Annotated in this window: 24 protein-coding genes; 18 read left to right on the top strand and 6 right to left on the bottom strand. The window is 62.7% G+C overall.

Annotated elements, in window-relative coordinates:
• The 4 genes from LAN61_07925 to LAN61_07940 all read left to right on the top strand — a co-directional run bounded on the left by LAN61_07925 (nucleotide 1) and on the right by LAN61_07940 (nucleotide 3,948).
• Nucleotides 1-519 (top strand): hypothetical protein, encoded by a 519-nt coding sequence (locus LAN61_07925; protein ID MBZ5540431.1) that lies wholly within the window; start codon nucleotides 1-3, stop codon nucleotides 517-519.
• A 7-nt stretch (nucleotides 520-526) separates the two neighbouring features.
• Complete coding sequence (locus LAN61_07930; protein MBZ5540432.1) at nucleotides 527-1,078, top strand: hypothetical protein; 552 nt, start codon at nucleotides 527-529, stop codon at nucleotides 1,076-1,078.
• Nucleotides 1,075-1,785, top strand: a complete 711-nt coding sequence (locus tag LAN61_07935) for a M48 family metallopeptidase (GenBank protein MBZ5540433.1) — start codon at nucleotides 1,075-1,077, stop codon at nucleotides 1,783-1,785. The genes LAN61_07930 and LAN61_07935 overlap by 4 nt, the downstream gene beginning before the upstream one ends.
• 288 nt (nucleotides 1,786-2,073) lie before the next feature.
• Entirely contained in the window at nucleotides 2,074-3,948 is a 1,875-nt protein-coding gene (locus LAN61_07940) for a mechanosensitive ion channel (protein MBZ5540434.1), read from the top strand.
• Nucleotides 3,949-4,122: 174 nt separating this feature from the next.
• On the opposite strand, the gene LAN61_07945 is transcribed toward LAN61_07940, so the two are convergent.
• Nucleotides 4,123-4,659 carry a hypothetical protein gene (locus LAN61_07945; protein MBZ5540435.1) on the bottom strand — a complete coding sequence of 179 codons (537 nt, stop codon included), beginning with the start codon at nucleotides 4,657-4,659 and terminating at the stop codon, nucleotides 4,123-4,125.
• Nucleotides 4,660-4,919: 260 nt separating this feature from the next.
• Here LAN61_07945 and LAN61_07950 point away from each other — a divergent pair, with 260 nt between their 5' ends.
• The 4 genes from LAN61_07950 (at nucleotide 4,920) to LAN61_07965 (ending at nucleotide 8,601) form a co-directional block, all read left to right on the top strand.
• Nucleotides 4,920-5,501: an isoprenylcysteine carboxylmethyltransferase family protein gene (locus LAN61_07950; GenBank protein MBZ5540436.1), complete on the top strand. Its 582-nt coding sequence runs from the start codon at nucleotides 4,920-4,922 to the stop codon at nucleotides 5,499-5,501.
• A gap of 56 nt (nucleotides 5,502-5,557) precedes the next feature.
• Complete coding sequence (locus tag LAN61_07955; protein MBZ5540437.1) at nucleotides 5,558-6,316, top strand: enoyl-CoA hydratase/isomerase family protein; 759 nt, start codon at nucleotides 5,558-5,560, stop codon at nucleotides 6,314-6,316.
• A 91-nt stretch (nucleotides 6,317-6,407) separates the two neighbouring features.
• Nucleotides 6,408-7,700: an MFS transporter gene (locus tag LAN61_07960; GenBank protein ID MBZ5540438.1), complete on the top strand. Its 1,293-nt coding sequence runs from the start codon at nucleotides 6,408-6,410 to the stop codon at nucleotides 7,698-7,700.
• A gap of 178 nt (nucleotides 7,701-7,878) precedes the next feature.
• A complete protein-coding gene (locus tag LAN61_07965) occupies nucleotides 7,879-8,601 on the top strand; it encodes a TrmJ/YjtD family RNA methyltransferase (GenBank protein MBZ5540439.1) in 723 nt (240 codons plus the stop codon).
• Between the two features lie 28 nt (nucleotides 8,602-8,629).
• Here LAN61_07965 and LAN61_07970 read toward each other — a convergent pair whose 3' ends face one another.
• From LAN61_07970 to LAN61_07980, 3 genes are all read right to left on the bottom strand, one after another.
• Nucleotides 8,630-8,827: a hypothetical protein gene (locus tag LAN61_07970; GenBank protein ID MBZ5540440.1), complete on the bottom strand. Its 198-nt coding sequence runs from the start codon at nucleotides 8,825-8,827 to the stop codon at nucleotides 8,630-8,632.
• A 202-nt stretch (nucleotides 8,828-9,029) separates the two neighbouring features.
• Nucleotides 9,030-9,992: an HD-GYP domain-containing protein gene (locus LAN61_07975; protein ID MBZ5540441.1), complete on the bottom strand. Its 963-nt coding sequence runs from the start codon at nucleotides 9,990-9,992 to the stop codon at nucleotides 9,030-9,032.
• A 228-nt stretch (nucleotides 9,993-10,220) separates the two neighbouring features.
• Nucleotides 10,221-10,706 (bottom strand): tetratricopeptide repeat protein, encoded by a 486-nt coding sequence (locus LAN61_07980; GenBank protein MBZ5540442.1) that lies wholly within the window; start codon nucleotides 10,704-10,706, stop codon nucleotides 10,221-10,223.
• Nucleotides 10,707-10,796: 90 nt separating this feature from the next.
• Between LAN61_07980 and uvrC the strand changes: the two genes are divergently transcribed.
• The 3 genes from uvrC to LAN61_07995 all read left to right on the top strand — a co-directional run bounded on the left by uvrC (nucleotide 10,797) and on the right by LAN61_07995 (nucleotide 13,618).
• Complete coding sequence (uvrC, locus tag LAN61_07985) at nucleotides 10,797-12,638, top strand: excinuclease ABC subunit UvrC (protein MBZ5540443.1); 1,842 nt, start codon at nucleotides 10,797-10,799, stop codon at nucleotides 12,636-12,638.
• A gap of 58 nt (nucleotides 12,639-12,696) precedes the next feature.
• Nucleotides 12,697-12,987, top strand: a complete 291-nt coding sequence (locus tag LAN61_07990; GenBank protein ID MBZ5540444.1) for a YtxH domain-containing protein — start codon at nucleotides 12,697-12,699, stop codon at nucleotides 12,985-12,987.
• 118 nt (nucleotides 12,988-13,105) lie between these two features.
• Entirely contained in the window at nucleotides 13,106-13,618 is a 513-nt protein-coding gene (locus LAN61_07995) for a hypothetical protein (GenBank protein ID MBZ5540445.1), read from the top strand.
• An 83-nt stretch (nucleotides 13,619-13,701) separates the two neighbouring features.
• On the opposite strand, the gene mnmA is transcribed toward LAN61_07995, so the two are convergent.
• On the bottom strand, nucleotides 13,702-14,871 hold the full coding sequence (mnmA, locus tag LAN61_08000) for a tRNA 2-thiouridine(34) synthase MnmA (GenBank protein MBZ5540446.1): 1,170 nt from the start codon (nucleotides 14,869-14,871) through the stop codon (nucleotides 13,702-13,704).
• A 60-nt stretch (nucleotides 14,872-14,931) separates the two neighbouring features.
• A complete protein-coding gene (nifS, locus tag LAN61_08005) occupies nucleotides 14,932-16,137 on the bottom strand; it encodes a cysteine desulfurase NifS (protein MBZ5540447.1) in 1,206 nt (401 codons plus the stop codon).
• Between the two features lie 541 nt (nucleotides 16,138-16,678).
• Here nifS and LAN61_08010 point away from each other — a divergent pair.
• The 7 genes from LAN61_08010 to pilQ all read left to right on the top strand — a co-directional run bounded on the left by LAN61_08010 (nucleotide 16,679) and on the right by pilQ (nucleotide 23,768).
• A complete protein-coding gene (locus tag LAN61_08010; GenBank protein ID MBZ5540448.1) occupies nucleotides 16,679-18,136 on the top strand; it encodes a menaquinone biosynthesis decarboxylase in 1,458 nt (485 codons plus the stop codon).
• A gap of 319 nt (nucleotides 18,137-18,455) precedes the next feature.
• Nucleotides 18,456-18,632, top strand: a complete 177-nt coding sequence (locus tag LAN61_08015; protein ID MBZ5540449.1) for a helix-turn-helix domain-containing protein — start codon at nucleotides 18,456-18,458, stop codon at nucleotides 18,630-18,632.
• A gap of 34 nt (nucleotides 18,633-18,666) precedes the next feature.
• On the top strand, nucleotides 18,667-19,719 hold the full coding sequence (locus LAN61_08020) for a pilus assembly protein PilM (protein ID MBZ5540450.1): 1,053 nt from the start codon (nucleotides 18,667-18,669) through the stop codon (nucleotides 19,717-19,719).
• 2 nt (nucleotides 19,720-19,721) lie between these two features.
• Nucleotides 19,722-20,366, top strand: a complete 645-nt coding sequence (locus tag LAN61_08025; protein ID MBZ5540451.1) for a PilN domain-containing protein — start codon at nucleotides 19,722-19,724, stop codon at nucleotides 20,364-20,366.
• A gap of 11 nt (nucleotides 20,367-20,377) precedes the next feature.
• Complete coding sequence (locus tag LAN61_08030) at nucleotides 20,378-21,025, top strand: type 4a pilus biogenesis protein PilO (protein ID MBZ5540452.1); 648 nt, start codon at nucleotides 20,378-20,380, stop codon at nucleotides 21,023-21,025.
• 377 nt (nucleotides 21,026-21,402) lie between these two features.
• A complete protein-coding gene (locus tag LAN61_08035; GenBank protein MBZ5540453.1) occupies nucleotides 21,403-21,831 on the top strand; it encodes a hypothetical protein in 429 nt (142 codons plus the stop codon).
• On the top strand, nucleotides 21,828-23,768 hold the full coding sequence (gene pilQ, locus LAN61_08040; protein MBZ5540454.1) for a type IV pilus secretin PilQ: 1,941 nt from the start codon (nucleotides 21,828-21,830) through the stop codon (nucleotides 23,766-23,768). Before LAN61_08035 ends, pilQ begins: the two co-directional genes overlap by 4 nt.
• Nucleotides 23,769-23,799 lie beyond the last annotated feature (31 nt).

Raw genomic sequence — 23,799 nt, forward strand, 5'->3', positions numbered from 1 at the left:
ATGACCTCGCGACGCGCATTTGCGGCCGTTGTTTTTGCTTGGCTGGCACTGGCTGGCGGCGCCGGCGCCGCGCAGCAAGCCGCTCCCGCGGCCAAGATCGCGGAGCTGCAAGCCCGCTTTGACCGCGAGACCCATTCCGGGCGTAAAGCCAAGCTCTTGCAAAAGCTCGGCGACGCCCAGTTTGCCGAATCCCGCCGTGCCGGCAATGCCGGGGATTACCAGACCGTCGGCCTGCTCCTGGAAAAGTATCGCGATAACGTGCGCGCGGCCCTCGCCGCCGTGCGCCGCCAGCATCCCCAGGCGGAGAAGAATCCCGGCGAATACAAGAGGATGGAAGTGCACGTGCGCAGAGGCCTGCGCGAGCTGGACGAGACGCTCCTGGTAGCGCCCCCGCCATACCGGCCGCCCCTGCACATCGTGCGCAATGATTTGCAGGAGATCGAGGAGGAATTGCTGCGCCTGCTGTTTCCGCGGCGGCCGGGCGAGCAGCCCGTCCCCCAGAAACCTCCCGCGCCGTGAGGCTGCCATGATCCCTATGCGAAGCTTGGCTCTCTCTGTTTTTCTGGGAATCCTCTTTCCCCTGCTGGGCGCTGCCGCGCCCCGGCAGGTTGACCGCTTTGCGGTCACACAAATCAAGGACTATCTCTCCGCCATGGAAGCCGACAAGATTCGCGACGCCGAGACCCCCAACGAGCGCATCAAGCTCTTTCTCTCCTTCGCCGAGGACCGCCTGAAGAAATTCCAGTACGAGCTCGCCCACCCTTCGCCCTACCGCCATCCGGAAATCCTCAACACCCTGATGAATTCCTATGTCAGTTGCGTGGACGACGCCGCCGACCTCATCCAGCTTGGCAAGGAGAAGCAGCAGAACATCCGGCAGGGAATTGACCTGATGATCGCGCGCTCCAAGGAGTTCCTGGCCACTCTCGAGCAGTTGGCCGCCAGCGGCGCCGAGCGCGACCTCTACAAGGACAATCTCGACGACGCCATCGAAGGCACCCACGACGCCCTGAGCGACGCCGAAAAGGCCAAGAAAGAAATTGCGCCCCCCCCCGTGCGCCGCAGGAACCGGCCGTGAAACAGCGCCAGCGCTCGCAGCTTATCCCTGGCGGCGATGCCCTCTGCCTGCGCCTCTACACCCGCCTCGGCTGTGACGGCCGCCCCCCGCGCTTCCGCATCGAGTTCTATCCCTACTCCAGTCTGGTCCTCACCATTCGCCGCCGCGAGGATACCGTCCTCGTCCGCTTCTCTGATCTCCTGGCCCGCGCCCCCCGCGCGGTCCTGGAAGGCGCCGCGGCGCTCCTGCTCGCCCGTCTCTACCGCAAGAAGCCCTCCGCTTCCCTCATCGCCCCGTATCTCGACTACGCCCGCTCCGGCCGCACCCGCGACCGCATGCACCGCATGCGCCGCCGGCGCGTCGTGCCCCGCGCCGCCCATCCCCGCGGCCTGGTCTTCGACCTCGATGCCATGTTCGAGCGCCTGAACCGCGAATATTTTTCCGCCGCCCTCGCCCGCCCCCATCTCGGCTGGAGCACCCGCTCCTGGCGCCGCCAGTTCGGCTGCTACGACCCCGGCCCCAACCAGATCCTCCTCAATCGCCGCCTCGACCGCCCCGGCGTTCCCCCATGCGCCGTCGAGTACGTCCTCTACCACGAAATGCTCCACGTGAAGCATCCCACCCGCCGCGCCGGTTGCAGCCTCGTCTCCCACTCCCCCGCCTTCCGCGCCGAAGAAAAACTCTTCCCCGCCTATGTCCGCGCCCGCCGCTACCTCGACCGCCTCTAGCCCGCCTTTTTCAAGAGAGTCACCTTGTAGGAGCGAAGCTTGCCTCGCCCCGGCCAGGCCCCGGACAGCCGTCGGGACTCCGCCCGCTGCAGCACGAGCAACCCCCTGTCCCGGGTGCCACTCCGAGAGTGCGCTCTTCGCTGCCTCGCTCCGCGCAGGAAGTTGTGATACGGGTCACAGTATTTACTTCTGTTTCTTGAGATAAAGCGGCGGAGCGGGAGACGTGCTCCTTGTATGTGGGGAAGTTGCTTCTGTCCTGTAGGGATTTGCTGAAGCTGCGAGACCTCCATGAAAACTTTGCATCGGACGATCCCCATTGTTTTGCTGTCGCTCGTGGCCCTGGCGATGGTGGGAATCGTATTGGTCAGATACTGGGTCACCGGCCCGAAGCAGCAGAATACGGCCGATGCTACGCTGAACGGCCGGCCGGGTCTTGTGGACGAACAACCCCTGGTGACGGCGCAAAGGCTGGCGGCGCTTGCCGTGACCTCGGAAGAAATGGACTTCGCGCATGAGGCCGTGCGAGTGGCTGATCATGAAGTGGATCTGACCTTCACCTCCGCACTTCGTAATCTGACTTTGCATCCTCCTTCCCTGACCCCGGCAGCCCGTGCGATCTTGACGCGCGTAGAGGAAATCCAGGACCGCGTGAAAGCGGAGCAGGCTGACATTGCCCGTCTGCAGCAGCTTCTGCCCAAGGCGGAAGGAGACCGCAGGGAAGCTCTCGAACAGGAGCTTCAACTCGAACAAGCAGTCTTGGAGGTCGACCAGGAGGACCTCGGTGCTAACCGGCAGGAACTTATCCGCGCCGGAGGTGATCCGCGGAGCATCATTCAACGGTTGCTGGAACAGCACGAGGCGTGGCGCCAGCGTCTGGAGGGCAGTGCCGCCGGTGGGCTGGTTCCTGGAGACTCGCGGGTAAAAACCGTAGAACCCGAATCTCGAAGCGTCATCGCGCAATTCCGCGTTTGGCGGCAACTGTCGGCAAAACAACGGGAGCTGGCGCGGGCAAAGGAAGAAGTGAAGCGCCGCTCGGCGGAGCTGGCCGGGAAACATCAAGCGTTCGAACGAGCGGCGGCAGGGGATAGCGCGCCGGATACCAGCCAGCCGGCACCCGGCACTCCGCAAGTGAGTGACGCTGCAACAAGCAAGCAGTCGAACTCAGCGGAGATTTTTTCCATCTTGAAGCGCGTTGCGGAGGAACAGAAAAACCTGGCGGAGCTGGACAAACGGATTCAGGATCTCCAGCAACTCGATATCATTTATGGGAACTGGAGTGGCTTGGTCAAGGCACAGGAGCGCGTCTATGTGACCGGACTGCTCGAGTCGGCACTCTGGATACTCGCCGCCCTTCTTCTGGTGTTTTTAGCGGACCCCTTGCTGCGGGCCATACTTTCCCGGGTCGCTCCAGAAAATAAACGCCTGCTGACCATCCGCACCGTGGCGCGTTTCGCCACGCAGGCCATCGGAATCGCCTTGATTTTGCTGGTCCTCTTCGGGCCGCCAAATCAGTTGGCGACGGTCGTCGCTCTTGCCGGTGCGGGTCTAACCGTGGCTCTCAAGGATTTCATTATTGGCTTCTTCGGTTGGTTTGCACTCATGGGACGCAATGGCATCCGGCCGGGTGACTGGGTGGAAATTAGCGGCATTGGCGGCGAAGTGCTGGAGGTCGGCCTGCTCCACACGGTCCTCTTGGAGACCGGAAATTGGTCTGACGCGGGCCACCCCACGGGCCGCAAGGTGAACTTCTCAAACAGCTTTGCCATCGAAGGCCATTACTTTAACTTTTCAACCTCCGGGCAGTGGCTTTGGGACGAAATTCAGGTACCCATCCCTCCAGGTACTGATCCCTATCCCATTGCCGAAGCGATTCAGAAAAGCGTCGCCGCGGAGACACTGGCCAATATGCAGCTGGCCGAGCAGGAATGGCAGCGCGTCGTGCCTGCCCCTGCCGGACGCTCTTTTTCGGCATCGCCGTCAATCAGCGTGCGGCCCACAAACCTTGGCGTGAATGTGATTGTCCGTTATATCACGCGCGCTCAGGAACGGCATGAAGTTCGATCGCGCCTCTATCACGAAATCGTGGAACTCCTCCGCAGCAAGCAAATTCCGCAAACCCAGCCTCAGAGCGAGGCTTCGACCTCCTTCCCGGTTGCTCGCTGACCAAATGTGACCTCCTGCCGCAAGCGGTTTGTTCCGCCCTTCGCCCGCATCTTCTCTATTTTTAGGGGGAACTCGACTTCTTCATCCGCCACAGCCGTGTTCACCGGCTGCCTCGGCATGGTGCGATCGGCAACGATTACCCGTCCCGCGCGTTGCGTTCAGCAGAGCGAACCGTTACTTGCTGCGCGCAAACTCGACAAAATCGCGGCCCATGTAGAGCCGGTACGCGCCCGCCGATGGCGCGCTCACAACCTGGAGAGGCACCGGCCGCTTCATCTCTGCATCTTTGGAGGAAGCAACCTGAAACAGGTCGTGCGCACCGAGATCCATCACCACAAACTTGCCATCTTTCGGGAAACCAAAGCCGTAGGCACCAGCCGGCAGCTTCTGTCCGCCGATTTCCAGCGCAACCTCGCTGATCAGATACCCCTGCCATTTCTCGCGAATTCCGCTGGAATAGCCGGAGGCGTCGACCGCCCCCGCCAGAGTGTAGGCGTCATCGCTAAAACGGATTCCCCCGGTATTGCGCAGCTGGACGGACGTGACCTGCCCATGGAAGAAGATTTTCTCGGGGAAAAGTTTTGCGCCAATGTCGTTTGCCTTGAGGATGGCATCACTCGCCGCAGGAGAGGCGCCGGCAAATGGAATCTGCAGCAGCAAAGTAAGAAGAAGCAGCAAGGCAAGTCCGGCCAAAAGCTTCACGCGTGTCATTCGATGATCTCCCTTCGATTGGAATCCGATTTCAATTACATCCATGCTTCTGATGCAGCATTCCTTACCAGGGATGTCCATTTCGGCCTCCCGGCAGCCGTAAGTTTACACCCGTTTGTTTCCCGTCGGGCACTTCCAGCACAGGAAAGAAATGCAGCCAGCGCTATCCGGTTCGCTCAAACACCTGTAACCTTCGGGCTATTCAGGCGTATTCTCAGCCCAGCGGTTCGAGGCTGCGAATTTCGTTCGGAGATCATCCCTTGCTTTCCGACTGGACATTCACTCCGTTCTACGCCGTGATCTTCTGCTGGTTCGCTTTCGCCGCCGTATTCCTGTTCCGCAAACGCCCGCCCGCCCCGCAGGAAAGCATTCGCGAGCGGCGCGCCCTCGGGCCCATCGCCCTCCAGGCCATCGCCTACGCCGCAGTCGGGGCGGCGCACCGCCACCCCGCATCGCCTCTTTTCACTCCCGCCTGGACTCCCGTCCTCGGTATTCTTGCCGTTCTGTTGGCAGCGTCTTCTGTCAGCCTGGTTCTGGTCAGTGTGCGCACGCTCGGGCGGCAATGGGCCATCGCGGCGCGCCTCATCGAAGGCCATGCACTCATCACCGCGGGCCCCTACCGTTTCGTTCGCAATCCCATCTATACGGGCATGTTCGGCATGCTCCTTGCCACGGGTCTCGTGGTAAGCCACGGGCTCGGTTTGCTCCTGGGAATCGTTCTCTTTCTCGCCGGAACGATCTGGCGAGTGCGTTTGGAAGAGCAGTTGTTGCGCGCGCAGTTCGGCGCCGAATTCGCGCGGTATCGCGCCAAAGTGCCGGCCCTCATTCCCGGCGTGTGGTAATTCCCGGCTGCGCCCGGCGAGTTGACAGGCCCGTATTCCTTCTATACCGTGCCCGCATGTCATCCAAGAAACCGCTCGCCTTGGCGCGCACCACGGCCCCAATCGGCGTGCGGATCGAACGCGCCGCCGATGTCCTCACCTTCACCCTGGACAATTCCGCGCGCGGCAATGAGGTCACTGGTCCGATGTTCGACGCCATGCTGGCCGAGCTGGGCTCCGAAGCCGCTCGCCCCACCGCCCGGGTTCTGCGCATTCGCGCGCGCGGCAATGTCTTCTGCACCGGGCGCGAGCGCGCCGGCCGCGACGCCGCGGCCATCCGGCACGAAGTAACGCGTCTCATCGGCCTCAAGCGCGCTCTCCGTGCCTCCCCCTTGATCAGCGTCGCGGAGGTCCAGGGGGATGCCCTCGGTTTCGGCTTCGGCCTGGCCATCGTTTGTGACTTCGTTCTTGTCGCGCAGCACGCGGCCCTGGGTTTTCCCGAGATGCGCAACGGGCTCGCCCCGGCCGCCATCATGGCCTACCTCGGCGAGTACGCCCTGCCGCGCTTCGCCTTTCCCCTGGTCCTCTTCGGCGATCCCATCACCCCGCAACACGCGCTGCAAATCGGCCTCATCTCGCAAGTCTGCCCGGCCAAACGTCTCGCCCTAAACGCTGACGCTCTCGTCCGGCGCATCCTGCGCCTCGACCCCGCTGCCACCCGCCGCTGCAAGGAATTCTTCCAGATCGCCCAGCAGCACTCTTTCGACGAGAATTGCCGCCTCGCCGTGGAAGCCCTGACCCTGGGCAGCATGGCCCTGCTTGCGAGGCAAGACTGAATTGGCTCTGCAGGCCAATGCCGCCGCGCGCCTCGACCGCCTCCCGCCTTCTTCGTTTCATCGCCGCATCCTGGCGTTGATCGGCATCGGCATGTTCTTCGATGGTTTTGACGTCTACGTTGCCGCAACCGTTCTTGGCGCCACCCTCAAAAGCGGTTTCTCCACCATCCAGCAGAGCGCCCAGTTCGTCTCCGTGACCTTTCTCGGCATGATGCTGGGGTCCTTTCTGACCGGTTTCCTCGGAGACCGCTACGGCCGCCGCTTCACCTATCAAGCCAATCTCGCCATCTTCGGTCTCGCCTCCCTCGCTTCCGCTTTTGTCCCCTCCATGCACGTGCTGATCCTGCTTCGCGGCATCATGGGTCTGGGGCTTGGCGCCGAAATCGTCGTTGGCTTTTCAACGCTGACGGAGTTTGTCCCCCCGCAAGCCCGCGGCAGATGGCTGGGCGCCCTCTCCGTCACCGTCGTATCCAGCTTGCCCATCTCCGCGCTCGTCGCCACGCTGCTCATCCCGCGCTTCGGCTGGCGCGTCATGTTTGTTATCGGTGGCTTGGGTGCTCTCGTGGTTTGGTATTTGCGCAAGTCACTTCCGGAGTCGCCCCGTTGGCTCGAATCGGTCGGTAAAACCGAAGAAGCGGAGGCCATCCTGCAAGCGATCGAGCGCGAAGTCTCGTTCCAGCGCGGCCCGCTTCCTCCGCCGGTGCAAGTCGTTTCCGCTCCCCCATCGCGGAGCCTCGCTTCGCTGTTTAGCCCCGTGCTCTTCACTCGCATGGTCGTGGGAGCCGTTACCCTCATCGTCGCCAACACCTTGATCTATGGATTTGTCACCTGGCTGCCCACGTTCTTCGTCCAGGAAGGCCGCAGCATCGCCACTTCCTTCGGCTATTCCCTGATCATGTCCATTGGCGCGCCTGTCGGGTCGTCCATTGGCGCGTTTACGGCGGATTCCTGGGGGCGCAGGCCAACCATCATCGGCGCGTCCCTGCTCACCATCCTGCTCGGCGGTATCTATCCTTTCATCCAGGATCCTGTCCTGCTGCTTCTCGTCGGCTTCTTGTTGATGATCCCCATCTATGTGCTGGTCACGCTGCTCTTCGCCATTTATATTCCCGAACTCTTCCCCACCGAAGTTCGCCTGCGCGCCACCGGGATTTGCAATACGTTCGGGCGCGGCTCGACCATCGTCACGCCCTTCCTCGTCGTCGCCTTGCTCCGCTCCCACGGCGTCGGCGGAGTCCTCAGCCTGATGATCGGCCTTCTGATCGTGCAGATTGTGGTTGTTCTCTTCTTTGGCATCGAGCCCAGGAAGCGCCGCCTCGAAGAGATCGGCCCCGAATTGCCTGGCGGCGAAAAGGTCTTGCGTCCGCAAAAGGAGTTGGCGTAATCACCGCCGCGCTGCGGGGCGTGGTCCAGGAAGAAACGAGGCGTCTTGATCGCTGGCTTCCTCTGCGCCGCGGCAATCGGCCGGGGGCAGCTCTCGGGAAAGCTGTTCGTGGGATTTCTCGGGCATCCGCATGAGCGCCGGTTCCCAGCGTGTCGTAGAATAGGCGTCCTTGTTGACTCTGCCTGAACTCGGCCGTCTGCGCGTCGTCCTGGTGGCCACGCGCAACCCTCTTAACATCGGCGCCGCAGCCCGCGCCATGAGCAACTTCGGCTTCCTTCGTCTGCGCGTGGTCAACCCCTACGAAGTCGCCTTTCGCGAAGCCCGTTCCGCCGTCGGCGCCTCCGCGCTGCTCGCCGCCGCCGAAGAGTTCAAAACCGTGGCCGAAGCCGTCGCCGATTGCTCCCTCGTCGTGGGCGCCACCGCGGTCACCCGCCGCGAATTGCAGCACTCCCTTCGCCGCCTGGAAGACGGCGCGCGCCTCATTCGCAAGCAACTCGCCTCCAGCCGCGTCGCTCTTTTGTTCGGTTCGGAGAAAGTGGGCCTCAGGAACGAAGACCTCAGCCACTGCCACTGGCTGCTGCGCATCCCGGCGCGCGAGGAGCATCCCTCGATGAACCTGGGCCAGGCGGTCGCCCTCTGTCTGTACGAACTCGTGCGCCATTCCGGCGCCGCGCGCCAGCCCGAGAAAGAGAAGCTCGCCACTGCCGGCGAGCTCGAGCGCATCACCGCTCTGCTCCTCGACGCTCTGCGCTCCAGCGGCTATTTGCCCCCGCGCCCCGTGCCTTCCGCCGAGGAGAAAGTGCGCCGCCTCGTCCGCCGCCTCCATCTGCCCGCACGCGACGCCGGCCTCTGGCTGGGCATGCTCCGCCAGATCGTCTGGAAGACCCGTTCCGGAAAATAACCGGTTCGCAACAGCCCTTCCCGCCCGTTCAGCGCAGGGTTTTTCTCAGGCGTGTGCCGGCCTTCTTCAGGTCGTATGCCAGATTCTCGACCCGCTTCGACAGCTGCGTCAGTTCCTCTCTGGCCACCTCTGCTGCCTTGGCCACTTTGTGGGCTGCGTGATTGGCTCGCCCCGCTGCGGTCCCGATTTTCACTGCCGCTGTTTGTAGTCGCGTTTTCCGTAGCATGCTTCGTTCTCCTTGTTAGGACCCTTCCGGCCTCCTTGTGGATTGTTTGGCGATCGTTTCTTGGCGAAAACGGCCGGTATGAGCGGGAAGGGAACCCCTAACAGTGGAACTCTTTTGCCCTCCCGGATTCAGTGATACGCATCACAGAGTCCGGTGAACGAAGAGCAAGGGGGATGCTTTCCCCCGGGAAGGCGGACTTCTTCTAGGCCAGCACTTCCGGAACTTCCATCTGCTGGTTGCGGAAGGCTGCGTCAAAGGCCTTGAGGACGGCAGGATCGAAGTCTTTGCCCGATCCTTGCAGCAGGATATCGCGGGCCTCGTAAGGCGACATTCCTTTGCGGTACGGCCGGTCACTGATCAGCGAATCATAAACATCGGCGACACTGATAATCCGCGCCTCCAGGGGGATGTCCTCGCCCTGCGTCGCGTGGTAGCCTGTGCCGTCAAACTTGTCGTGGTGCGCAAGGATGATCGGTAAGATTCGCCGCAGCGAACTGCCCACCGGGCTGAGGAAGGCGACTCCTTTCTCCACATGGGTCTTGATTTCTATCATTTCATCGTCGGTCAGCCGCGCCGCTTTGTAGAGCACTTCGCGGCTGGTTTCCAGCTTCCCGATGTCGTGCAGGAGCGCGGCCGCGCGCACGTCCTCCACCCGGTCCCCGGAAAAGCCCATGTTCTGGGCAATCTGGGTGGCGTAGACGGACACGCGGAACGAGTGATTCTGCGTGTATTTGTCGTTGGAGATAAACTGGTTGAGAATTTGCAAAACGCCGTAGTACGTATCTCGAACTTCCCGCAGTGCCCGTTCTTCCTTTTCGTGCAGTGTTCCCGCCGCATACGCGGTGATCAGGAGGAAACTGCCCCAGATCGTGAGATCCGACAAAGCCATGAGGTGGCCCAGTTCGGCGTGCAGATTGCTGCTCAGCGTCGCAGGGTTGAGAACATCTATCCAGCAAACGATCAGGATGGAGGCAATGGCCGTTTGCACGGCCCGCCGCCGCCCAAAATAGTAGGCGGCAAAAAGCGTTGGCAGACAGTAAAAAGTCAGAATCAACCGCTGGCCCGCGACGAAGCGGTTCACGATCCCTGCAAATGCAATAATGCTGAAAATCAGCAGCAGCTCTTTGTTGGTCTCCGCGGCTCTGTCAATCCATTTCTTGCCCATGGCGTAGTTCTCCAAGCCGAAAGGTCGAGGAGGGGAAGGGTCCAAATGACAGTGTGAACCCGCAAAGGAACGCGCGAAAGTGCAATCAAGATTGTGTGACCGAAGCGCCAACAAACCGCGCGCCTATTTCCACGCTACTTCCGTGATTACCGCTGGCGAAGCAATCCTCCTGACCGCGGCATGCGGCTATTCCGCAGAGTGTGATCGCAGGCGCGTGAATTGTCCGGGCTACTCCGCTTTCCCGCGCTTCTTCTCCAGCTCACTCTGGAGTTTCCCGATCCGTTTGCGCACCTTCGCGGCGTCTTCCGCGTGCGGAAATACTTCCAGATACCGCGTGAACGACCGCACCGCCTCCCGCTTCAGCCCCTTCTTCTGCTGCGCCTCGCCCAGTAGCAGGTAGGGCAGGGCATAATTGGGCCGCGACTCGATGGCGTCCCGGAAGCGGTCCATGGCCGCGTCCACGTCCCCCTTGCGCATGTAATATCGCCCCACCTCAATGTCCTTTTCCGCGCGCAGCGGATCGAACTTCGGCTGCTCCGGCGCCGCTGGCCGCGCCGGCAGGGGCGCAGCCTTCGGTCGCGTTTCGCCCTCTTCCAGGGGCCTCTTCGACGACGATTCCTGCGGCTCCTGCGCCATGCCCCGCGCGCCCGGCGCGCCCAATGCCCCCACTGCGGCCAGCGTCAGCACCCAGCGCCCTGCAAACCCCTTCTTCATTCGGCTCCCTCCCTTCTATCCGATTCGCTCTAGTATGATGGAAGATGTCCGGCCCGCGCAGCTTTCTCCGCGCCTTCCGGTCCACTTTCCATGGATCCACAGCAAAAAGCCGCCAGTCTCCCCGAAAGCCCGGGCGTCTACCTCTTCAAGGACGCCGCGGGAACCGTCCTCTATGTCGGGAAGGCCCTCTCTCTCCGCAACCGCGTCCGCTCCTATTTCCTCGAATCCCGCTGGACCGACGCCAAGACCGGCTCGCTCGTCCGCGAAATTGCCGACCTCGAAACCATCGTCGTCGGCAACGAGCGCGAAGCCCTGGCCCTCGAGCACAATCTCATCAAGCAGTACCGCCCCAAGTTCAACGTCCTTCTTCGCGATGACAAGACCTATCCCTACCTCAAATTCACCGCCGCCGAAAAATATCCCCGCGTCTATTTCACCCGTCGCATCATAAAAGACGGCTCGCTCTATTTCGGCCCCTATTTCCCGTCCAGCCTCGCCCGGCGCATCCTCCACTTCATCCACAAACGCTTCCAGGTCCCCTCCTGCACCGTGGACCTCACCCGCCCTCACCCGCGCCCCTGTCTGCAGCACTATATCCAGCGCTGCCTCGGCCCCTGCGTCCCCGGCCTCACCAGCGACGAGCGCTACTCCGAAGCCGCCCGCGACACCCGCATGTTCCTCGAAGGCCGCCGCCACGACCTCATCAAAAGTCTCGAAGCGCGCATGGCCGCCGCCTCCCGCGAAGAGCGCTTCGAGCAGGCCGCCGCCTATCGGGATCTTCTCCGCACCCTCGAGGACATCGAAGAGCGTCAGCGCATCGCCGCCGCGCAGGGCGACGATACCGACGTTCTCGCCTGCTACGCCGAGCCGCCCCTTGTCGCCGCCAATCTCTTCCACCTGCGCGGCGGCCGCGTCGTGGACCGCCGCGAATTCTACTGGGAGGATCTCGCCGAGTTCGACCCCCGCGAGTTCGTCCCCGCGCTCCTCAAGCAGCTTTACCTCGAAGCCGAATATCTTCCCCGCGCCATCCACGTCCCCGCCGATTTCGAGGACCGCGCGCTCCTCGAGGAGACCCTCTCCGAGCGCGCCGGCCACAAAGTGGAAATCCTCGCGCCGCAACGCGGTCCCAAGCGCGCCTTCCTCGACCTGGTGGAAACTAACGCCCAGCACTCCTTCACGCAGCGCTTCCGCGTGCTCAAACCCACTTCCCGCGCCATTGCCGAAGCCCTGCAGAGCGCTCTCGATCTTCCCGAGCCGCCCCAGCGCATCGAGAGCTTCGACGTCTCGCACATTCAGGGCACCGACACCGTGGCTTCCATGGTCGTCTGGGAAAACGGCCGCATGAAAAAATCCGGCTATCGCAAGTTCATCATCCGCGGCGTCCCCGGCCCGGACGGCGCGCCCGTCCTCAACGACGATTTCGCCAGCATGCGCGAAGCCGTCTCCCGCCGCTATCGCCGCCTCCAGGAAGAGAAACAGCCGCTCCCCGGCCTGGTGCTGATCGATGGTGGTATCGGCCAGCTCCACGCCGCCGTGCAGGCCCTCGAATCCCTGCAGATCATCAACCAGCCCCTGGTCAGCATCGCCAAGAAAGAAGAAATCCTCTACGTCTACGGCCGGGAGCACGAGCCCATCGTCCTCGATCGGCACTCTCCCGTTCTGCACCTCGTCCAGCAAATTCGCGACGAAACCCACCGCTTCGCCGTGGCTTTCCACCGCCAGCGCCGCGGCCAGCGCCAGACCCACAGTGCCCTCGGCGAAATACCAGGCGTCGGCCCGCGCACCGCGCAGAAACTCCTTCGCGAATTTGGCAGCGTCGCCAACCTGCGCCGCGCCGGCCTGGACGCCTTGAGCCGCGTGCTGCCACGCAAGCGCGCCGAAAAAATCCTGCAGCATCTGCAGGAGAGCCAGAACCACTCTGTTGTGGAATAGCGGTTAGCGCGTCTTGCGCCACCCAGACCCCTGTGCTAGCTTGCACATGGAGGCTCTTATGGCAGACAACGTAGGCTCCAAAGTCAGTTATTTTCTCGTCGGGCTTGGCGTCGGCGCTCTCGTCGGCGTTCTGTTTGCCCCCAAGTCGGGTGAAGAAACCCGCGAATATCTCGCCAAGCGCGCCGATGATGGCCGCGACTACGCGCAGCGCAAGGCCCGCGAATTGCGCGAGCGCGCCGACGATCTCCTTGAGCGCGGCAAGGAAGTGGCGTCCCGGCAGAAGGATTCGCTGAGCGCGGCGGTGGAAGCCGGGCGCGAGGCTTACCAGCGCGAAAAGTCCAAGTCGTAGTTGACCGCTTTGCGGTCACGCTGACAGTTGACCGTTTCGCGGTCCTAGTGACAGTCGTTCGGGATCGAGCAGCTCAGCGGAATAGGGCCCGCCGTGCAGCGGGGCCTGTGGGGTGCGTATGCAAACCTGGCTAGCCGTGTTCGTGGTGGCGATGTCGGTTGCCGTTATTCTTCAGACGGTTATCCTGGCCGCCCTCTATTTTCAGCTTAAGCGCCGCCTGGAGCAGACCCAGCGCATCCTCACCGATCTGCAGACGCGCATCGGGCCCATCCTCACCCGCGTGCAGATCCTGCTGGAAGATACCCAGCCGCGCATTTCCGATCTGGTGGCCGACGCCGCGCACTTCGTCTATCTCGCGCGCACCCAGGCGCAGAAGGTGGACCGCATCTTCACGGAAACCGCCGACCACCTGCGCGGCCAGCTCAACCACTTTGACCGCATTCTCACCGGCACCCTGGAAACCCTCGAGGATGCCGGCTCGCAGTTCCGCCGCAGCTTCCTCGGCCCCATGCAGAAGGTTTCCGCGGTGGTGCAGGGCGTCAAGGTCGGCCTGGATTTCTTCCGTTCGCGCCGCCGCGGCGACTCGCCCCCCGAAGCCCCGGAACCCCAGGAAGACGAACTCTTCATCTGACCCGCCGGCGGCTGTCCGGCAGTTTGTAAAAAAACGAACACGTCATTCCGAGCGAAGCGAGGAATCTCTCTTCGTTCAGCTGACTAGTCCTGCCGCGCGATCCACCCGCCGCCCAGCACTACTTCGCCCGCGTAGAAAACCGCCGCCTGCCCCGGGGTGATCGCCCGCTGCGGCGCATCGAAGGTGACCCGCGCGCCGGCCGCCCCCAGCGGCTCCACGGTCGCCGGCGCGGCTTCGTGCTTGTGGCGGATCTTCACTTCCGCGCGCAGCGGCTGCTCCGGCGCTGCGCCGGCAATCCAGTTCACGCCCTCTACGGCGCACACCGTCTCGCGCAGCGCCGCGTCCTCGCCCACGATCACCCGGTTGGCTGCGGTGTCCAGCGCAATCACGTATAACGCCTCGCCCGTGGCGATGCCCAGCCCCTTGCGCTGTCCCACCGTGAACTGATGCAGCCCGCTGTGCCGTCCCAGAACTTCGCCGCCCTGCGTGCGTATCTCGCCTTCTTCGGCGGCCAGCGGAGCGCCGCGCTCCCGTGAATACGCCTCGATGAACTGCGCGTAATTCCCGTTGGGCACGAAGCACAGCTCCATGCTCTCCGCCTTTTCGGCCACGGGCAGCGCCGCGCACCGCGCCAGCTCGCGCACCTCTTCCTTCGTCAGCTCGCCGAGAGGGAACTCGCTGCGGCAGAGCTGCTCCTGCGTCAATCCAAAGAGAAAATACGACTGGTCCTTGCTTTCATCCTTCGCGCGCAGCAGCTCGAACCGCCCCGTCTTGCGATTCTCCCGCACCCGCACGTAGTGCCCGGTGGCCAGGCGCTCCGCACCCACCTGCCGCGCCATGCGCAGCAGCGGCGCGAACTTCACGTCGGTGTTGCACCTGGCGCAGGCGATCGGCGTGCGCCCCGCGAGATAGTCCGCCACGAACGGCCGCACCACGCGCTCCTCGAACTGCTCCTCGAAATTCACCACGTAGTGCGGAAACCCCAGATGCTGCGCCACGCGCTTCGCGTCATACACGTCGTCCAGCGAGCAGCAGCGCCCCGCCGCCGGTCCTGCTACTTCGGGGCCTTGCAGTTCCGGCAGCCGCCGCTGGTTCCACAGCTGCATTGTCAGCCCCACCACCGCCCGCCCCTGCCCGCACAGCAGGGCCGCCACCGTCGAGCTGTCCACACCCCCGCTCATGGCCAGCGCGACCATGCCGCGCGCCCCTGCGGCCCGCCCGGTCGCATCTCCGTTTTGTGTGAACGTCTTCATCTCGTATTCCGTTTCCGTTCCTCCGGCCCCATCGGAAAACCGCGCGGCTGCCGCCCCGCGCTACAGGGCTTGCCCGGATTTGCCATACCGTGGCGACAACTCCCGCAACTGCGCCACCGCCGCGGGTACCACTTCAAGCGCGAAATCGACCTCCGCCTCGGTCGTGTGCCGCCCCAGGCTGAAGCGCAAACTCGCCCGCGCCTCTTCGGCCGGCAAACCGATCGCCGTGAGCACATGCGACGGCTCCAGCGCCCCGGAAGAGCACGCCGCCCCCGTCGAGCACGCCAGCCCCTTCAGGTCCAGCGCAATCACCAGCGCCTCGCCCTCCACCCCGGGGAATAGGATGTTCGTGGTATTCGGAGTGCGTGCCGCGCCGCCTCCATTCACCCGCGCCTGCGGCACCCGCTCCAGTAGCCCGCGCTCCAGCCGGTCGCGCAGCGCGCCCACCCGCCGCGCGTCTTCCGCCAGCGCCGCGCGCGCCATCTCCGCCGCTTTGCCCAGCCCCACGATCCCCGGCACGTTTTCCGTCCCCGGCCGGAAGCCGTGCTGGTGCCGCCCGCCGTAAAGCAGCTGCCGCAGCCGCGTCCCCCGCCGGATGTACAGCGCGCCCACGCCCTTCGGCGCATAGAATTTGTGCCCCGAAAGCGAGAGCAGGTCCACGCCCAGCCGCTCCACGTCCACCGGAATCTTGCCCGCGCTCTGCACCGCATCCGTATGGAAGTACACATCCCCCCCGGCTGCGATCTTGCCAATCTCTTCGAGCGGCTGAATGGTGCCCAGTTCATTGTTGGCGTGCATTACCGTGATCAGCGCCGTCTCCGGCCGCAACGCCCGGCGCACCGCCGGGGGGTCCACGCGCCCCGCGCCATCCACGGCCAGATAGGTTACCGCCACGCCCTGCTTTTCCAGCGCCTGGCAGGTGTTCAGGACCGCTTCGTGCTCGATGGCGGTCGTCACGATGTGGGGAGAAAAATCAGCGAGAGAAGCAGAGGACGAACGCATCGCCAGAAGCGGCTGTGCCATCCCAAAAATCGCGTGATTGTCCGACTCTGTCCCCCCGCTGGTAAAGACGATCTCCTGCGGGCGCGCGCCGATCAGCGCCGCCACCGCTTCCCGCGCCGACTCCACCGCCGCCCGGGCCTTCTGCCCAAAGCTGTGGATGGATGCGGCATTCCCGTACTCCGCGGAGAAGTAGGGCAGCATCGCCTCGAGCACCCCCGGCTCGACCGGGGTGGTGGCGTTGTAATCCATGTAAACCCGCTTCATGGCTGTGCTTTTAGGATAGCAGGAGCGGGAGGGAAGTGGCGAGGGAGGAGTGGCAGAGGAGGAGTTAGTTAACGATATGACCCCCACCCCCTCGGGTTTTTTGTAACTGCAGATTCTAAATAGTTTTAAGTCCTTTGTTTTGGAACTGCAGATGATAAAGGGGTTAGGGGCGCATTTTGTGGAAGTGCAGAATGCAAAGGGGTTGCGCGGGTGAGAAGGGGGAAGGAGGGCATCATTCGCATACTTAGGTCCGGGCGGGATTCGCAGACATGCCGGATGCGGGGTGGCGGAGTGTCGCGCAGGTTGAGCGGGAATGTTTGCCGCAAACACGACAAATGATAGCAGTGGAGTTACTATAAGTCAATAGATAACTAAATGGTTTTCGAATGGGCTGTGCCAGGCGTTCGAAAACCAGCACCCTGCCAAACATCTTGGAATATCTTGCCGCCGTTCGTCCGTGCTACAGTCTCCAGTTCCGGGCGCCCCCCGTTATGCGGAATTGAGGATCGACCGCTGCGCGGCCGGATGTGGAGAGGATGACGTGGCCTATCGCGATTTGCGGGAGTTCGTCCACAAGCTGGAGAAGGCAGGAGAGCTGAAGCGCATCACCGTGGAGGTGGACCCGGTCCTGGAGATCACCGAGGTCACTGACCGCGTGACGCGGGCCAACGGCCCGGCGCTGCTTTTCGAGAAGCCCAAAGGCTCGCGCTATCCCGTGCTGATCAATGCCTTCGGCAGCTTGCGGCGGATGGAGCTGGCTTTCGAGGTGGAGAAGCTGGATGAGATTGCGGCGCGTATCCGCGGCTTTCTGGATATGCAGTCGCCGCAGGGACTCTTTGACAAGCTTAAGATGCTGCCGAAGCTGGCCGAGCTGGGGTCCTTCTTCCCGAAGACAGTGAAGTCCGGGCCGTGCAAGGAAGTAATCAAGCACGGCAAGGACGTCAATCTCAACGAATTCCCGATCCTGAAGTGCTGGCCGCAGGATGGCGGGCGCTTTATCACCTTTCCGCTGGTATTCACCAAGAATCCGGAAAACGGCAAGCGCAACGTGGGCATGTACCGCATGCAGGTATATGACGAGCGCACCACGGGCATGCACTGGCAGACACAGAAGCACGGCGCCGAGCATTTCCGCCGGGCGCAGGCCAAGGATCCCCAGGGACGCATTCCCGTAGCGGTGGCCATCGGCTCGGACCCCTCCACGGCGCTGGCGGGCATGCTGCCGATTCCGCCGGATATGGATGAAATGATGTTCGCGGGCTTTCTGCGGCGCGAGCCGGTGGAGATGGTAGCCTGCGAAACCTGCGACCTGGAAGTGCCAGCCAACTCGGAGATCGTCCTGGAAGGCTACGTCAGCTTGAACGAGATGCGCGTGGAAGGGCCCTTTGGCGACCATACCGGATTTTATTCACTGGAAGGGGATTACCCGGTCTTCCACGTGGAGTGCATCACCCACCGCATAGACCCCGTCTACCTGACTACCATCGTGGGCCCGCCGCCGCAAGAGGACTACTGGATGGGCTACGCCGTGGAGCGCATCTTCCTGCCGGTAATGAAGATGCAGTACCCGGAGATCGTGGACGTGGCCATGCCCGCCGAAGGCATCTTCCACAACCTGATGATCGTGGCCATCCGCAAATCCTACCCGGGGCACGCGCGCAAGATCATGAACGCCATCTGGTCGCTGGGCCAAGCGATGTTCACCAAGGTGATTGTGGTGGTGGACCACGACGTGAACGTGCACGACGCCCGGGAGGTCACCTGGAAAGCCCTGTGCGCGCTGGATCCCGAGCGCGATGTGCAGTTTGTGCTGGGTCCCGTGGATACGCTGGACCACGCGGCGCGGATGCAGGACTACGGCTCGAAGATGGGCATTGATGCCACGCGCAAGTGGGCGGCGGAAGGATTCGCGCGGCCGTGGCCGGACGAAATCCGCATGGACGAAGCGACGAAGGCGCGGATCCGGGCACTTTGGATGTCGTTTGGTTTCAAAGGATAACCGTCCCTGCGGGCAGGTAGGGGGTCTATGGAAAAATACAACCTGTAGTGGTACTAGGTCCCTCATGACCCAATATCTGTGAATTGCTTGCGGCAATCCCCCCACAACTACCTGCAATTACCCCTATTCTTAGGACAACTACGGCAATCATTCCCTTGACGCCCGCTATTGGCGAATGTCATAAGGGGTGCACGGCAAATGCCCGCGGGGGCCACAAAGCAGGAGCGGGTGCGCCGGAAGGCCGACAAAGTAAAGAGTACGGGCGAAGCAGTGCTGAACGCCTGGGGTGGCGTTTCCCGTGAATGAGTCGCGCGAAGTGATGAACGTCCGGCAGGCGTCGCAGTATCTGGGGATCTCACCGGATACTCTGTACCGTTACATCACCGAGGGCGAAATCCCCGCGTTCAAGCTTGGAAATCGTTGGAAACTCAGGAAGACGATCCTGGACCGCTGGATGGAACGCAAGATGAGCCAGGTACACGCCCGGCGCCATTAGCCTGGCGCGGGCGATCGGGGAGAGAGGCCGCACTATGTTGTTCGGCATCGGAAAAGGGAGCAAGCAGCTGGTGGGACTGGACATCGGGTCCAATTCCATCAAAGCCGTGGAATTGAAATCCACGAAAGCCGGCTATGAGCTGGTGAGTTTCGGCATCGAGGCCCTGGCGCAGGATACGGTGGTGGACGGGGCGATCATGGACGCCCCGCAGGTAGCCAATGCCATCAGCAAGATTTTTGAAGCCCAGAAGATCAAGACCAAGAGCGTGGCCACGTCAGTGTCGGGGCACTCGGTGATCGTGAAGAGGGTGCCGCTGCCGCTGATGAGCGAAGAAGAGCTGTACGACCGGATCCCGGCGGAAGCCAGCCAGCACATCCCCTTCGACATTGCGGACGTGAACCTGAGTTACCAGCTGCTGGAAACGATGGATTCGCAGATGGACGTGCTGCTGGTGGCGGTGAAAAAAGACAAGATTCTGAATCACACGAACGTGCTGGCGCAGGCGGGCAAAGCGCCGGTGGTGGTGGACATTGACGCGTTCGCGCTGCAGAACTGCTTTGAAGTGAACTACGACCCGGAGCCCGGGCAGACGGTAGCGCTGCTGAACATCGGGGCCAGCGTGATGAACATCAACATCGTGCGCGGGGGCATCCCGCTGTTCACGCGCGACGTTTCCGTGGGCGGGAACCAGTACACCGACGCGCTGCAGAAAGAACTGGACCTGAGCTTCGAGGATGCCGAACGGCTGAAGAAAGGCGAGCAGATCGCCAGCGTTTCGGACGAACAAAAACAGCAGATTCTGCGCAGCGTTTCGGACATCCTGACGCTGGAAATCCAGAAAACCTTCGACTTTTTCCGGGCCACGGCCAGCGGGGAAAATATCCAGCGCATCTATGTGGCGGGCGGAACGGCGCGCGTGCCGGGTCTGGTGGACCTGCTGCGGGAAGAGTTCGCCATGCCGGTCGAGGAACTGAATCCCTTCCGCAAGGTGCTGGTGAATCCGGCCAAACACGCGGATGAACAAATTCGGGAGCTGTCCCCGCGGCTGGCGATAGCCGTGGGACTCGCGCTGAGGAGCTTTGACTAGCCATGATTCGCATAAATCTTCTCGGTCAAGCCCGTCCCAAGGCCGCGCGGAAGGCGGTGCCGCTGGGCGCCGCGCTACCGACGGCGCTGATCGGCGCCGGCGTGGTGTTCGGACTTCTGGTATTGAGCTTCTACTACATGACGCTGCAGAAGGACCTGAAGCAGGAACAGGAACGCATCAAGCAGTTGCAGGCGCAGAAGACGGAACTGGAGCAGGTCAAGCAGCAAGTGGAATCGTTCGAGAGACAGAAGCAGATCCTGCAGCAGCGGGTGTCGATTATCGAGCAATTGCAGCGGGACCGCACGGGCGGTCAGGATTTGCTGGACATGATCGCGAATACGGTGTCGCGCACGGAAAATCTGTGGCTGACTTCGATGACGCGGAAGGGGAACACGCTGGCGATCGAGGGCGCGGCGGCATCGATCAGTTCGGTGGCGAACTTCATCACGCAGATGAAGCGCTCGGGGTACTTCCAGAAGATCGAGATCAAGGAATCGCACCAGGACGAAAGGAATGTGACCGTGCAGACGTTCACCTTCCAGATTTCGGCGGAAATCGCGCCGCCGCAGCAGGGGCAGGCGGCCAAGCCGGCCAGCGCCGGGGCGCAGCCGATGGGGAAACCCGCGGCTCCGGCTAAGAAAGGGTAGGGGGAACCGTCATGCCGAATCCGTTCCGAGACATGTCGGTCTTCATGCAGGTTCTGGTGGCAGTGGCCATCGCGGTAGTGCTGGTGGTACTGGGGTTGTATCTCCCGTTCTCGCCGGTGCAGGGGACGCGGGACGCGGTGGACAAGGCGGTCCAGGAGAAGACGCGGCTCAATCAGGAAGTGCAGCAGTTGCAGGTGTACCGGCAGAGGTACGGGGAATTGCGGCAGCAGATGGATGCGCTCTCCAAGCAGCTGGAGACGCTGAAGACGATCGTTCCGGAAGAGAAGGAAGTGGATGAGTTTATCCGCCTGATGCAAGGCGCAGCGGGGGCTTCGAACGTGCAGGTGCGCCGGTTGACGACGCTGCCGCTGGTGGCCAAGGAGTATCACTACGAGGCGCCGTTCGATATTCAGGTGGACGGCCCGTATTTCAATATCCTGGACTTTTTCAGCCGGCTTAGCCATCTGTCGCGGATCATCAACGTCAGTGATCTGAACTTTCATGAAACGGAAAGCGGCGGGACTCAAAAGTATCCGCTGCGGCCGGGCACGACGGTCACGGGAACCTTTACAGCGACAACGTTTTTTACGAAACCGGCGGAAACGGCTGCCTCTGCGCAGACAGGCAAGGCAGCGGCTAAGCCGGCAGGGAGACCCTAAGCGGGGTTGAGCGAACTATGCGTTCTGCACATGCACTCGTACTAGGGATATTGTTAGCACTGGCCGCACCCAGCGTGCGCGCGCAGGGCACCGCGTCCGGGCAAAAGCCGGACACCTCGAAGGCGACCGCGAAGCCTGCGGCGAAGAGCGCACCGGCGGGGAAGGCCGCGGCGCCAGCCATCAAGGCGGCGGCGAAGCCAGCTGCAAAAGCCGCGCCGAAGACAGCGACAAGGTCCGCGGCCCAGGCGGGCAAGCCGGCGGCGGGCGCGTCCAAGACGGCGAGCCAGGCACCAAAAGCGGCAAGGCGCGCGGCGAAGCCGGCAGCAAAACCGGCGGCGAAAGCGGCTCCGGCCCAGGTCCAGAAGAAGGCCGAATCTGTGGTGAAGAAAACGGCCAAGGCGGGCAAGAAAGTTGCGGTCGAAAAGAGAGCTGCGGCCCCCGGTACTGCGCCAGGATTTGCGGAAGAGAAGGTGGTTCGGCGGGACCCGTTTGAATCCCTGATCGGCCGGCAGAAGTCGCAGGCCGATGCCAGCAAGAGTCTGCCGCCGGGCAAAGCAGGGCTGCTGGTAAACACCCTGAAGCTTGATGGGATCGTACGCGCACCGAATGGAATGATTGCCGTGGTATCCAACCCGCAGCAGCGGACGTACTTTCTGCGCGAAGGTGATCAGCTCTATGACGGGCGTGTGGAAAAGATCTTGATGGATAGCGTGTCATTCCACGAAGTGGGGAGAGACGCCTTCGGAAAACCCGTGGAGCGTCAGGTCAATAAGAGACTGTACCCCAGTCCAGGAGAACAGCAATGAAGACGACTTGGCCGGCCATTCGGTGCGGCTGCCTGCTATTGGCAACCACGGCGTTGCTGATGAGTTCTGTGGCGGCGCAGGCCCAGAAGCCCGCCGGCGCTGCGCAGGGGAGCGCGGCGGCCGCGGTGATCTCAAGCGTGGCGGTCACGCAGACGGCGGAAAGGGCGAGCGTGCGGGTCGAAGGCGAAGGCCTGCTCGAAGCCCGTGCGACACGCATGGAGAATCCGCCGCGGCTGGTGCTGGATTTCAGCGACACGCGGCTGGCCGTACACCGGACGGACGTTCCGGGAGTGTCGGCCCCGGTCCGTGGGGTGCGTCTGGGGCAATACAAGCGGGACGTGGCCCGGGTGGTTATCGATTTGAGCGTCGCGACGCCCTATCAGATTACCCATGACGGGTCGGCCCTGGTGATTTCCTTTCAGGACATTTCGCCAGCGCCCGCGGACAATGCGGTCAATTTGACGACGACAGCAGCGGCGGTGCAGCCTGCACTGCGGCGCAGCAGCTTCCAGTTTGTGCCACCGGCACCTCGCTCGAGGGCGGCTGCGCGCACGATGCAGGTGGCCGCGCCGAAATTCCGGCTGCCACGGGAACTGACGCAACCCGCGCAGGTGCTGGCATCGTGGAGCGGGAAAACGGCTCTTCCGGAGCGGCCGGCACAAACGACCGGAGCCGCGGTGGCCGCCTCGCGCTACACGGGCGAACCGATCTCGGTGAACCTGAAGGATGTGGATCTGAAGGACTTCTTCCGGCTGATTCACGAAATCAGCGGGCTGAATGTGATTCTGGATCCCGGGGTAAAGGGATCGCTGACGATCGTACTGGATGAAGTGCCGTGGGACCAGGCGCTAGACCTGGTGCTACAGAATAATAGTTTGGACAAGCAGATTACCGGCAATGTGCTGCGCATCGCGACGCGGGACGCTTTGAAGAGAGAAGCGGAGGTCTCGCGCGACCTGCAGAAGGCGCAGCAGGAAGCCGTGGAGCCGGTGACGGTGACGCGGGTGCTGAGCTATGCGAAGGCCGAAAAGCTGACGGGGACGTTGAAGAAATTCCTCAGCCCGCGCGGCGATATCCTGGCCGATGAGCGCTCCAACCAGCTGATCATTCGCGACATCCCGTCGACGATTCCGGTGATCGACAATCTGATCCGCCAGCTGGACCGGAAGTCGCAGCAGGTGGAAATTGAGGCGCGGGTAGTTTCCGCTTCGCGCTCGTTTGCGCAGGACATCGGCGTGCAGCTGGGCTTTGCGGGGACGACGACGAGCGGCCGGACGCTGTTCGGCGGAAACCAGGCCGTCGGTGTCAGTTCGATCACGAGCAGTCCGATCCCACCGCCGCTGGTGTCCACCGGGGGCGGGATGCCCTTCAACGTGAACCTGGGAGCTGTGGGTCCGACGAGCGGGATGTTCTTCGGGCACCGTTCTCCGAACTTCGCCGTGGACTTTTTCATCAGCGCGGCAGAAGCCAAGGGCGTGGGCAAACTGCTCTCGAAGCCCAAGATCATTACGCAGAACAACGAAAAAGCGGTCATCAAACAAGGCACGAAGATCCCCATTCAGACCACCATCAATAACACGGTTTCGATTCAGTACATTGACGCGGTGCTGAAGCTGGAAGTGACGCCGCTGGTTACGGCCGAAGGCACGGTGTTCATGGACGTGGTCGTGGAAAATACGCAGATTGACGCGGGGATTCCGCGTGTGCAGGGCACGCCGGCGTTGAATACGCAGTCGGCGGAGACCAAAGTGCTCGTGGCGGACGGGGGCACGGTGGTTATCGGCGGAATCATCATCACGCAGCAGCGCACGGACATCACGCAGGTGCCGCTGGTGGGAAGCCTGCCGGTCATCGGGCACCTTTTCAAGCGCACCAACGTCGTGGTGCAGTCGCAGGAACTGCTTTTCTTCCTGACGCCGCGGATTATCCCCGGGTAGTTCGGCGGGTTTCCAACTGAGGGCATAAGGG

Source organism: Terriglobia bacterium (assembly GCA_020072785.1).
Taxonomy (GTDB): Bacteria; Acidobacteriota; Terriglobia; order Acidiferrales; family UBA7541; genus Acidiferrum.